Raw genomic sequence first — 12036 nt, 5'->3', positions numbered from 1 at the left:
TCACGCTCCTTTCCTACGAAACAGGCTGGCGAACTCGCGCCGGGTGGCCGGGCTGTCGAAAGCTTCGAAACTTTTGACAACACGCGCCCGTTCCTGTGCCTGGCGTTGATGCAGGATCGCGATCAGCGCGCCGATACTGGTGGCCATGGCGCGTTCATCCTGCTGTGCCTTGAGCGGGTGATGCGCAAGGAAGTCCTGCAGCGCGGCCTGCTGGACTGAATAGTCGTTAAAAAGACCAAGGTTTTCCTGAAGTTCCCTGAGCGGTGACAGAAGCGCCTTGAGTCGTCCACGCGGGAAAAGCGGCGCGAAAAGCTCGATCAGATAGCGCAGCTTCTTGCAGTTGATCCGCAGCTCATGCACCTCTTCGTCCGGCGTTTCCTCGGTGATCCTGGCCGCTATCTTGCAGACCTTTCGATAGCGATGCCAAATCAGCCCACAGGCATAGTCCTGCGCCGGATGCGCGGCCTCCGGACCGGGTTCCGGGCCGGAGCCTTGCGCGAAGATGACCTCCAGTTCGGTCAGCGCGATCCGATATTGCGGGCTTTCCAGAAGCTTGACGAACTTGCGATGTTCGCGTCGGCGCTCGCGGATGAAGATGTCGAACATCAATCGCAGCCCGTCATGCAGGGACTCGGGCAGCAAGTCGTAAAAGGCATCGCGTCCTAGCAGATAGACATCCAGATCGCGCAACCGGCCGGTCGGGGCCATGAGATCAGAAAACCGCCGCTTAAGGTCCGCAGTCTGCGCCTCTCCATAGCTGCCACGGAACAGGCTGATGACCGAGCGGATCTTGCGCAAGGCGACACGGTAGTCATGCAGGAATTCGCTGTCATGGTCGGCGATGATCCCGGCCTCGTTCCGGCGCGCCACGGCAAGATGGGTCCGTATGATGTCATTGGCGGCATCATAGGCGATCTCGTCCGGTGCGATCGCGGTCTCGGGCTTCGGATCATAGGATTCGTGCTCGGGAAAGAGCATGTCCACCAGGTCCGCGATGCCATGGTCCTTTTCCGGGGCGGGGCCGCGCAGATATGCCGACAACGCCGCGAGCGCCTTGTCATAGCCCCGGAGCCCCTGCAACGAGACCAGCGTCACCGTGCGGCCGGCGCCGTCCGGTGTCAGCACAGTGAGATCAGCCCGCGCATGGGTCTTGCCCTCGTCATCCACCAGCGCAAGCTGTGCATGGTTGAGCATGCCCGAGCCGACGACCAGCAGGCTCCTTAGCGGCGAGGTTCCCTTCAGCGCGCGTTTCGTCGGACCGTCGGCCAGATCCGCAACAAACCGCCCCGAGCCTTTGCCTGGCTGGGTCAGGACCTCACTGTTACTGAGCAAAGTCAGCGTCTCGCCGGTTTCCATCAGAGCCCGGTCGATTTTTCGGATCGACTCGTCATGACAGTCAAGCAGCACAAAGGGTATGTCATCCTTTGACTCGTTCACCCGTGCTGTGAGTTTCCCGATGCGTTCCTCTATGTTCGGGAGTCCGTCGAGGACGATGATGCCACTTGCCACTTTGGTCACGGTTACCGTTCTGCCGTCTTCTTGAGATAGGCTGTGATCAGTTTTTCGATGATTTTTTGGACGCTGGTGTCGTTTTCAATAGCGCGGACCTTTAGCGCCTTCAGGGTTTTACGATCAAGGCGAAGGGAGGTGTTGATCTTATCCTCCTTTGGCTCAGAAGTACTGGCTTTCTTGGCTTTCGGCATATCCCACCACGAGCACTATTTGACGTCATGATGTCATCGGTCTTCTACGACCGCAAGTGAGGTCTCGTGCGCAGAGCTCACACGTATTTTGGGTTTCTGGAAAGCTGTCTAAAGGTCAGGCCATATCAACCCACTTTCCTGCGCGCAGAATGTCGGCCCACCTTCTTTGACGGAGCAAGGGCCGCAGTTAACAAGTACGAAAGTCCAGAATTTCGGGACGAGGTCACAAGGTCCGCCCGGCTTTTCATGCCAGATTACTGCGACGTCAGGCCGCCCTGACTGCGCGATCTGGACCTAATCACCCGCATCTGCTGCGGATGCCATGTCCGACCAAGCTTACAACGTCCTGTTTCTCTGCCACGGAAACTCAGCCCGCTCCATCATGGCCGAGGCCATTTTTGAAAACCGAAGGCAAGGGCCGCTTCAACGCTTCACGGCTGGTTCGATGCCGAAAGCCAAGATGCATCCTTTTACCCTGAAGCGGCTCGAACGGCTCGAACATGAAGCCGACGGCCTCCGTTCGAAAAGCTGGGACGCGTTCAAACGTCCCGAAGCGCCACGAATGGATTTCGTTTTTACCGTTTGCGACGACTGCGACGACGCGGAAAGCGAGGTCTGTCTGCTTTGGCACGATGCAGCACTTTGTGTGCGTGGACACGGCAACATTGCCACCCCCTCATCGGCACCGGGGCGCAGAACTGACCCGGCTCTTCCGGGTGCGGCCTTGCGTAGCCAGATCAGGTGATACCGACGGGCTTCGTGAATAATATCCATTCGCTTGCATCGACATCCCAGTCGTCTTTGACGACCGGACGGCGGGCGACCTGCCGGTAGCCCTTCGCCGTATAGAGGCGGAGAGCGTCCTGATGCGTGTCCTCGGCGATCAGACTGATGGTGTCGTGACCGGCGGCGACGGCGATTGCTTCAGCATACGCCAGCAACGCGCTGCCTAATCCCTTGCCGCGAAAGGCCTCGTAGGTGGCCAGAACGTTCAGGTACCATGATCCCGGCACCAGCGCTTCCAATTCCAGCAGTGGCACGAAGATCGGCGGTGTGTCCGGGTCGATCGGGCCGGGCTGGTCCTCGGCGGCATAGCCGAGCAGGCAGGCGGCCACCGCACCGTCGACCTCGGCCAGCCAAGCGTTGTGGTAGGAGAAGTTGCCCGTCTCGCGCGCCGCGCGCTCTTGCCCAAGCGCCCAGGGGTCGCCCTCCGGGCCGACCGTCTTGCGCCAGAAATGCAGCGGCAGGTCGTCCGCCGCCATGTTGATGAAGCGCGCCAGATGCGCGGCATCCGATGCCCTGGCCTTGCGAATGTCCATTCGTATCGTATCCCTGCCTACTTTCTTCGCGCGCTTTAGTCTTTGACGATTTAGCGCCCTCTCGCCAGCCCCTTTGGGGATCGCGTGCCTGCTCCGATGGTCTGGCTTGCGCGCCACGCGGGCGCCGCCTACCAAGTGGTGCGACCCCATAAGCGCCTCACGAGGACAGATAATGAACGACACGGTTTTCCGCTTCCCCGAACCGGGCCCGGAGCCCATCACCACCGACCTTGAGGGCTGGACCAAGATCGAGGGCAATCCGACCATGCGCTACTGGGTGCAGCACAGCTCGCTCGATGGCAGCATGATCTCGGGCACCTGGGAGGCGACGACCGGCACCTGGCACGCGAGCTACCAGTTCTATGAGTTCGTTCACCTGATCGAGGGCCGCATCACCATCACCCCCGACGGCGGTGCCCCGGTCACGCTGACACCTGGCGACGCCTTCGTGGTCGAGCCGACCTTCAAGGGCACCTGGACCATCGAGGAGCCGGTGCGCAAGCACTTCGCCATCAAGCTGAAGTAAGCCGCATCGCTGCGACTGCCGCTCTCGGGAACCACCTCATGACCACCGCCGACCTGATCCTGACCAATGCCCGCGTCCTGACCATGGACCCGGACCACCCCCGCGCCGAGGCCGTGGCCATTGCCGGTGAACGCATCCTCGCGGTGGGCAGCGCAGCAGAGGTGGCTGCGCTGGCCGGGCCGGGGACAAGGATCATCGACGCAGGCGGGCGGACGGTGCTGCCCGGCTTCTTCGAAGGGCATGTCCATGTGGGTCTTGGCGGTGCGGACCTGACGCATCTGCATATCGGTCATCTGCACGGGGCCGAGGCGGTGGGTGCCGCCTTCCGAACCTTTGCCACCGCGAACCCCGATATGCCGCTGCTCATGGCGCAAGAGGCGCATTACACCATCCTCGACAAACCCGCCACGCGCCAAGATCTCGACGAGATGATCGCCGACCGCCCCATCGCGATGATGTCGCCCGATCTGCATACGGTTTGGGCCAACACCGCCGCGCTGGAGGCTGCCGGGCTGCTCCACGGTGCCAAGATGCCGCATGGCCATGAGGTCGTCATGGGGGAAGACGGCCTTGCCACCGGCGAGCTGCGCGAGTTCGAAGCCTTCGGTCCGTTGATCGCCTTTGCGGGCGAAGGGCGCGTCAACCTTGGCATTGCCACCGGCGAGGAACCCGATCCTTGGCCCACGCAGGCCGAGCGCGCCGCGGACAAGGCGCTGCTGCTGAAGGGGATGATGCATTGCGCCGCGCATGGCGTGACCAGCCTCGTCAATATGGACGGCAACCGTTACATGCTGGAACTGCTGTCCGAGATGCAGGCCGAGGGCGCGCTGCCTCTTCGGGTGAAGGTTCCGTTCCATTTCAAGCCGCATATGGGGCTGGACGCGCTCGACCGCGCCTCGGCCATGACGGCGGAGTTCGACGATGACTGGATCAGTTCCGGCTTCGTCAAGATGTTCATGGACGGGGTGATCGACAGCAGAACCGCCTTTATGCTGCAAGACTATCCCGACCAGCCCGGCCACCGGTCCGAGCCGTTGTTCCCGCCGGAGCGCTTCGACGAAATCGCCACCGAGATCGACCGGCGCGGCTTGCAGATCGCAGTCCATGCCATCGGCGACGGCGCGGTGCGGGCGGTGATAGATGGCTATCAGGCGGCCCGCGCCGCCAACGGTCCCCGCGACAGCCGCCACCGCATCGAACATATCGAGCTGATCGACCCCGCCGACATTCCCCGGCTGGCGTCACTTGGCATCACCGCCAGCCTGCAACCGCCCCACGCGCCGGGGGCGATGGATTTCCCGCTGCAGCCGACGCTTTCGCGGATCGGCGCAGCGCGTTGGGCGGATGCCTACCAATGGCGCAGCCTGGCTAAGGCAGGCGCCGCAGTCGCCTTCTCCAGTGACTGGCCGGTGGCAGATGTCTCGGTGCTGCGTGGGATCGCTGCGGCATTGACGCGAGAGCCCTATGACAGTGCCCGCGATGAGCGGCTGTCGCTGCTAGAGACGCTGCACGCCTACACGGCGGGCGGCGCCTGGGCGGCCCATCGCGACCAGGTGACGGGAACCCTGCGCACCAGGCTCGCCGCCGACCTTGTGATACTGGGCGGGGACATCGAAGCCGTGGATCCAATCAAGATCCCCGATCTGGGCGTAATCCTGACGATCTGCGGTGGCCGCATCATCCACGACCCTGGAATATTGGCCTGAAGACGCGCGGCGAGTACCTCTTCAGGGGCAAAGACCGTCCGCACCGTAACTAGCTGAGAGCGTTTCGCTGCCGCACGTCTGACTGGCCGCTGTGGTGATTGCCGCCGGGCAATATTCGCCACCACCAATCGGCGGCAATGGGCCGGAGTCCTGTCGTTTGCTCGGACTTTAAGCTGCGATACTCATTGTTGCTCCGCTCTGGGATTCTTCTCAACTGTAAGACCGCATGTCTTTTTCACCTGCCCGCCGATGAGGGATCAGCCCATATTCTGATCGCGGGGCGGTAGGTACCGTTCTTTTGCGATGTCGGTTTCCGCACTTTAGCTGGTGACGCATGGACCGCCACCGTCGGCATGCGAGTGGAGCCGAGCAGTGGCGAAGCGCTGCGACGCCTGATCGCTGGGAGGAAAATGCAACGCGCCGCACGCTACCACGCAGTGATTTAGTCTCCAAGAACCGGCTCAAACCGGCCGGGTCCTTTCATGATCTGGTTCATTTCCAGCGTCTTGCATTCGCCATTTCTCTCGAATCTGCGTCAGCAAGCGCTCGGGTACATCCAAATCCCTTCCAGTCTCAAGCCATTGAGCTAATTGCGCCATCCACCTCGGCAATGATGTCATCACGCCTTGCTGGCCGGATCCCGGCAATGCGCGCCACTTCCGGAAATGCCACCAAATCAGGCTTCCGCCCTTCCCCGGCCTCACCACCCAGTCCTTCAGAGAAAGAAACGTCATAGGCGTGCGCCAAGGACCAGGATCCTGGGGCATCCATGATAAAGGCGTGGTTTCTCACGTGATCGTCGCGATTCAGGGCGCGAACACTGAAGACCATACGCCGGAACATCTCTTCGACTGCGGCCGACCTTCGACAAATTGCCTTCACCATCCGCATCAAGTCGATATAGTCGACGATCCGGTGCCGCAATCCACTGTCGATCAGACCGGCCACTGTCGCCACATGCAGGCGCGATCCATCCAGTCAATCGAAACGGTCCGTCCCCAGGAACCGCACCTTGGCACCATTAAGCGCAAACATCGGACTGGTTGAAACTCTCGCCGCTCTCATCAATTCCCCATAGGCGATCTCGGCCTCGACGCTCCCAAGCACATCCGAAGAGGCCCGGCCTTTGATCAGTAAATGTTACCAGCTAGGGCTCATTTCGATCCTGTGGTCGCGCAACGACCTCATGTCCTCATTCACACGAGAGTCTGGACCGGGATCACCGAGATCGAGGAGTGAGCGGCTCCCGGCAGGCCATGCTCGGGGGCAAAAGGCATGCGGATCACCCCCAGATAGAGGGCAGAAACAAAACTGCCAGTTAGCGCTTAAGGTCACCCGTTGCGGTTGGTGAAACTATGTTGAGCAAGACGCGACACGCGGACGGCTGTGTCTGTCAGCAGAGAAGCGCGCGAGGTCGCTTTAGCATAGACCGTCAGAGCGGGTTGATCAGTAGTCAGGCCTCCCCACGACAATCCGAACTATGCCAGCGCATCAAATCAATGGACCCAGACTCGATGTCCTCTCCAACGGCGATCCAAGCGCCCTTAACTCAAAGGGATATTCTCTCGAAACACGACCTGAAGTCGCGGTGGGTATTCTTGCTCGGACGTGCCGCGGACCGCTGAAACCAGCAGCCTGACAACCTCCCGCGCCTGAACACGATGGTTCTGGTCGATCACCGCATCCATCGTCCGGTCAAGCAGGAGGAGCCGGGTTGCATCAGTCAGGTCATGCCCGATGAAAACGGTGCGCTGGTTCAACTGGGCCTCGCGCAGGGCGCGGGCGATACCCTGATTTCCCGAGCCGATATTATAGATGCCGTCGACCTGACCCGTGCTCAGAATGCGCCGCATTTCGTCATAGGCATGCTCACGGTCATCGCCCACCTCGGCATAGCCGGTGATGCGCAGGTCGGGAAACTCGTCGGCCAATATCGAGCGGAACCCCATCTCGCGCTCCTCATGGCCGCGATAGGCGCGCGAACCGACGAACAGCGCAATATTGCGGTTCATTGCCGGACCAAGAAAGCGCCCCAGCAGCAGCCCCGCCAAACGTCCCGCAGCGCGGTTATCGACCCCGATATAGCCGACCTTGTCGATGGCCGGCACATCGGAAACCAGCGTCGCGATGCGGACACCTTCGCGGGCTAGGGCGTTTAGTTCTTCGCGGATCTCGGGACGGTCGGGGGCGACGACGCCAATGGCATCGGTCTGGCCGCGTAGCTCGGCAAGACGGCGACCGATGCGACCACCGCCCCAGTCCTCGACATCATGGATACGCAACTGGACATCCGCGTGCCGCGCGGCCTCGTCTATCAACTGGCTGCGCAGGTTGCGCATGAAGCTGTTGTTGCCCGCGGGAAGCACGAAGTCCAGCCGCACGCGCCTTGACTGCTGTGCCTCCGCAGGTCCGAAATAACCCAGTTCGCGCGCCACTGTCTGGACGATTTCGCGCGTGCGCTCCCGCACGCCGCTGCGCCCGTTCAGCACACGGTCCACGGTGGCAGGGGAAACCCCGGCCCTTTCGGCAATTTCAATGATGGTGGTGCGCATTTCGGTCCTGAAAGGGCGGTGATGCACGCCAGCAAAAACCTCATTTCCATCATCACGCAAGACAGAATCTGCCGATTAACCTCACGAATGACGTAAAATGATGGCAAATGACGGGAATAGATGATTGCTGGTGACGTTTTTTGCGTGCCATCTTTCGGCAAGCTGCGGGCAGGAGGAGGCCCGTCGGAGGAGGAACATGACAGCCCTAAATCTGACCGCGGACCCGGTGATCCGCTGCCGTGACTATCGTATCGGTGCTATTGGCGCGGGCATGATCATGGCCGAGTGCCATCTGGAAGCCTATCGCCTTGGTGGCTTTACCGTGGGGGCCATCGCCTCGCGGACCCGGGCAAAGGCCGAAGAAATCGCCACGCGCTACGGTATTGCCTCCGTGCACGACACGCCCGAGGCGCTGATCGCGGATGCCTCGCTCGACATCATCGACATCGCCTATCCGCCGCATCTGCAGCCCGCGCTGATCCGCCACGCCCTGAGGCAGCCGCATATCAAGGGCATCCTTGCGCAAAAGCCGCTGGCTTTGTCGCTGGAGGAAGCGCGGGCCTTGCGCGATGAGGCCAAGGCCGCGGGCAAGATCCTCTCGGTCAACCAGAACATGCGCTACGATCAATCGATGCGGGTGCTGAAACAGCTTCTGGATCACGGCGCATTGGGAGAGCCGGTCTTTGCCCAGATCGACATGCACGCCATCCCGCATTGGCAGGGCTTCCTGCAAGGTTACGACCGGCTGACGCTGTCGAATATGAGCGTTCATCATCTCGACGTGCTGCGGTTCCTGTTCGGCGACCCCAGCGAGGTCACGACCGTCACCCGCACCGATCCGCGCACCGAGTTCGCGCATCAGGACGGCATCGTCTCGACCATGCTGCGCTTTCCTTCGGGGCTGCTGGCGCTGTCGCTTGAAGATGTCTGGTCCGGTCCGAGCGCCGAGGGCTACGCCGACGACCAGCACATCAACTGGCGCGTCGAAGGGACCGAGGGCGTCGCCAAGGGCACGATCGGCTGGCCGACCGGCGCACCTTCGACGCTGACCTATGCCTCGCGCAAGGAAACCGGCGGCGCATGGGTCAGCCCGGAATGGGACACGATGTGGTTTCCACATGCCTTCATCGGCGTGATGGAGCAGCTGCAATGGGCGATCCACAGCGGCGAGGCCCCTGCCCTTTCGGTCGCCGACAATGTTCGGACCATGGCGCTGGTCGAGGCGGCCTATCGCTCGATCGACGAGGCCCGGACCGTCGCCCACGATATTTCTCAGGACTGAAACGGGAGGAAACCAGTCATGATGCAAGCAGGGATTTTCACAGGGTATTTCCCCTATGATCTGAAAACCACGGCGCAAAAGATCCGCGCCCATAATTTCAATACAGTCCAGCTGGACCTGCATTTCAGCGATATCGATGTCTCGGACGGTCAAGTGACGCCCGAAAAATGCCGCACCATCCGCGACACGTTCCGCGACCACCACCTGCCGATCTGCTGCACCTCGGCCTATACGAATATCGTCCATCCCGATCCGGCCACTCGCAAGGTCCGTCTGGACCGCCTGAAAGAGATTTTGGCCCATACGCAATATCTCGGCTCGCCCTATGTGATCTCGGAGACCGGGACCTTCGACACCAGCAGCGATTGGGTCCACCACCCCAAGAACAAGACCGAGGAAGGTTGGGACGACTGCCGCGCAGTCATCACCGATCTGGCGAAATTCGCATGGGATCACGGCGCGGTCTTCCTGCTGGAAACCTATGTGAACAACGTCGTCGGTTCGGTTGAGGAAACCCTGCGCATGTTCGCCGAGGTCGATCATCCCGGCCTTGGCCTGCTGATGGACCCGACCAACTATTTCGAGGCCCATAACATCGGCCAGATGGACAAGACGCTGAACTACGTCTTCGACGCGCTTTCGGACAAGATCAAGATCGCGCATGCCAAGGACGTGAAGCGCTCGGGCGACGACAAATCGGAAAAGCACTCGGATATCGGTGATGCCTCGGCGGCGGAAAGCCACACCTTCCGCGGCGTCGGCGAGATCGAGCTGCCAGCCCCCGGTCTGGGTGAGCTGAACTATGACCTGTACCTGCAGCGGCTGGCACAGAAACACCCCAACATCCCGATGATCATCGAGCATCTGGACGAATCCGACGTGGCCCGCGCCAAGGCATTCCTTGACGGCAAGCTGCGCGCAAACGGCTGCTGACCCTTCCCGGCAGTCTTTGGCAGGGCGGACGATTTCCCGTCCTGCCAACGGACCTCGCATCATGCAGGACAAGGAATAATGGTAGAACTTTACGGCAAAACCTTTACCCGGCGCGACATCGAGGCCGCCAGCGGTGGCCTGTCCCATGCCGCAGGCGTCCGGCTGATGAAGCTGTCCAACGGGCTGGAGCGGGGCAACCGGATGCTGGAATTCCGCAGCGGATCGGGCCTGCGCTTCACCGTCCTCATTGATCGCTGCATGGACATCGCCGATTGCGAGCATAACGGTCGTGCCATCGGCTGGCATTCGCCCTCGGGCTTCCGCCACCCCTCGCTGGCGGAATACGAGGGCGAAGGCGGCCTTGGCTGGATGCGCAGCTTTTCGGGGCTGATGGTGACCTGCGGGCTGGACCATATCCTGTTCATGAACGAGGTCCCGACTGACAGCTATGTTTATGGCCCGCGCAAGACCGCCTCGCATTCGCTGCACGGCCGCGCCGGGACGATCCCCGCGCATCTGACCGGCTACGGTGAGCGGTGGGAAGGCGACCGCTGCTTCCTCTGGGCCGAGGGCACTATCACCCAATCCGCCGTTTTCGGTGAACATCTGGAACTACATCGCCGCATCGAGATCGAAGTCGGCACGGATGAAATCCGCCTGTCCGACAGGGTCGTGAACCGCGGCTTCTACCGCACGCCGCATATGTATTGCTATCACATCAATGTCGGCCATCCCGTACTGGAGGAAGGCGCGCGCTACCTCGCCCCCGTCGCCGAAACCGTCTGGGCCGCGCATGAGGGCAGCTATCAGGCGCAAGGCGTGGGTTATCGCAGCCTACCGGCGCCGCAGATGAATTTCCATGAGCAGGTCTGGCAACACGAGTTGGTCGCCGATGCCGCCGGAGAGGTTCCCGTGGCATTGGTCAATGACCGGCTTGGCCTTGGCTTCATGGTCGTGACCCGCAAGGACCAGTTCCCCTGCCAGTACGAATGGCAGAACCTGCAATCGGGCCAATATGCGCTGGGGATCGAGCCCTCGACCAACCATGTTCTGGGCAATCTTGCCGCACGCGAGCGGGGCGAAATGATCTGGCTGAACCATGGCGAAGAACGCGCCTATGACAGCCGCTTCGTCATCCTGCCCGATGCCGAGGCCGTCACCGCAGCCGAGGCACGCATTCGCGGCATCCATTCCCAGCCCGACACCGACTATCCGCAACCGACCGGAAACTTCCGCAAGATCGAGGGCCGCTGATGAGCAACCTGACCGGACGCCGCATTCTTTACACAGGGGCCTCGGGTGGATTGGGCCATGAGACGACCCTGCAACTTCTGGCTGCGGGGGCCGAAGTGATCGTTCTGGATCGCGATGCGCGCAAGAACGAAAGCCTGATCGCGGATACGCCAGCCGATCTCAAGGCGCGGCTGCATCTGATCGAATGCGACCTGACCGATAAGCCCGCGCTGCAATCCCTGCTGGACCAGCTGACCACCACGCGCGCGCTGGATGCGGTGATCAACAACGCTGCAATCTATCCGTCGAAACCGTTCGAGGAATACAGCCTTGAGGAACAGGCGTTGGTCCATGCCGTCAATGTGGAAGCCGCGCTGATCTGCACCCGCGCCGCCCTGCCGGGAATGCGCGCGCAGGGCTGGGGCCGGATCATCAACATTACCTCGATCACTCTGACCGGCGGGTGGGAGAACCTCGTGCCCTATGTCCAGTCCAAGGGCGCTTTGCTGGGACTGACCCGGGCATGGGCGCGGGAATTCGGCAAATGGGGCATCACGGTCAATGCCATCGCCCCCGGCGCTTTCCCGACGGATGCCGAGAAGATCCATCCCGATCCCGTGGGCTATACCGCCCGGATCATGGATTCGCAGGCGATCAAGCGCCGCGGCCATCCCGGCGATATCGCCGCCAGTATTCGTTTTTTCCTGTCCGATGAGGCCGGGTTCATCACAGGACAGTCCCTCGCCGTCGATGGCGGCTGGACCATGCATTAAGGAGCATAT

The 12036-nt window shown here is 61.6% G+C and carries 12 protein-coding genes; 7 read left to right on the top strand and 5 right to left on the bottom strand.

Going from position 1 to position 12036, the window contains the following annotated elements; all coding sequences use genetic code 11:
• On the bottom strand, positions 1-1518 hold the full coding sequence (locus IB235_RS25955) for a CHAD domain-containing protein (protein ID WP_192338499.1): 1518 nt from the start codon (positions 1516-1518) through the stop codon (positions 1-3).
• Between the two features lie 2 nt (positions 1519-1520).
• Positions 1521-1703, bottom strand: coding sequence for a ribbon-helix-helix protein, CopG family (locus IB235_RS21670; RefSeq protein ID WP_192338498.1), 183 nt, complete (start codon positions 1701-1703; stop codon positions 1521-1523).
• A gap of 322 nt (positions 1704-2025) precedes the next feature.
• On the opposite strand from IB235_RS21670, the gene IB235_RS21665 reads away from it, so the two are divergent.
• Positions 2026-2448, top strand: a complete 423-nt coding sequence (locus IB235_RS21665; protein ID WP_192338497.1) for an arsenate reductase ArsC — start codon at positions 2026-2028, stop codon at positions 2446-2448.
• Here IB235_RS21665 and IB235_RS21660 read toward each other — a convergent pair.
• Entirely contained in the window at positions 2441-3022 is a 582-nt protein-coding gene (locus tag IB235_RS21660) for a GNAT family N-acetyltransferase (protein ID WP_192338496.1), read from the bottom strand. The genes IB235_RS21665 and IB235_RS21660 overlap by 8 nt on opposite strands.
• Positions 3023-3194: 172 nt before the next feature.
• Between IB235_RS21660 and IB235_RS21655 the strand changes: the two genes are divergently transcribed.
• Positions 3195-3548, top strand: coding sequence for a cupin domain-containing protein (locus IB235_RS21655; RefSeq protein ID WP_192338495.1), 354 nt, complete (start codon positions 3195-3197; stop codon positions 3546-3548).
• Between the two features lie 38 nt (positions 3549-3586).
• Positions 3587-5254 carry an amidohydrolase gene (locus IB235_RS21650; protein WP_192338494.1) on the top strand — a complete coding sequence of 556 codons (1668 nt, stop codon included), beginning with the start codon at positions 3587-3589 and terminating at the stop codon, positions 5252-5254.
• A gap of 573 nt (positions 5255-5827) precedes the next feature.
• Here IB235_RS21650 and IB235_RS25325 read toward each other — a convergent pair.
• Both IB235_RS25325 and IB235_RS21640 read right to left on the bottom strand, forming a co-directional pair.
• On the bottom strand, positions 5828-6211 hold the full coding sequence (locus IB235_RS25325) for a HipA domain-containing protein (protein WP_370576965.1): 384 nt from the start codon (positions 6209-6211) through the stop codon (positions 5828-5830).
• A gap of 587 nt (positions 6212-6798) precedes the next feature.
• Entirely contained in the window at positions 6799-7806 is a 1008-nt protein-coding gene (locus tag IB235_RS21640; RefSeq protein WP_192338493.1) for a LacI family DNA-binding transcriptional regulator, read from the bottom strand.
• A 196-nt stretch (positions 7807-8002) separates the two neighbouring features.
• On the opposite strand from IB235_RS21640, the gene IB235_RS21635 reads away from it, so the two are divergent.
• The 4 genes from IB235_RS21635 (at position 8003) to IB235_RS21620 (ending at position 12027) form a co-directional block, all read left to right on the top strand.
• Positions 8003-9088, top strand: coding sequence for a Gfo/Idh/MocA family protein (locus tag IB235_RS21635; protein ID WP_192338492.1), 1086 nt, complete (start codon positions 8003-8005; stop codon positions 9086-9088).
• 18 nt (positions 9089-9106) lie between these two features.
• On the top strand, positions 9107-10021 hold the full coding sequence (locus IB235_RS21630; protein WP_192338491.1) for a sugar phosphate isomerase/epimerase: 915 nt from the start codon (positions 9107-9109) through the stop codon (positions 10019-10021).
• Between the two features lie 78 nt (positions 10022-10099).
• Complete coding sequence (locus tag IB235_RS21625) at positions 10100-11275, top strand: aldose 1-epimerase family protein (RefSeq protein ID WP_192338490.1); 1176 nt, start codon at positions 10100-10102, stop codon at positions 11273-11275.
• On the top strand, positions 11275-12027 hold the full coding sequence (locus IB235_RS21620; RefSeq protein ID WP_192338489.1) for an SDR family NAD(P)-dependent oxidoreductase: 753 nt from the start codon (positions 11275-11277) through the stop codon (positions 12025-12027). The genes IB235_RS21625 and IB235_RS21620 overlap by 1 nt, the downstream gene beginning before the upstream one ends.
• The last annotated feature ends 9 nt before the right edge of the window (positions 12028-12036 follow it).

The organism is Paracoccus sp. PAR01 (assembly GCF_014851995.1).
GTDB classification, from domain to species: Bacteria; Pseudomonadota; Alphaproteobacteria; order Rhodobacterales; family Rhodobacteraceae; genus Paracoccus; species Paracoccus litorisediminis.
Note: the sequence above shows the minus strand (reverse complement) of the source record. Positions and strands in the feature narration are given on the sequence as shown.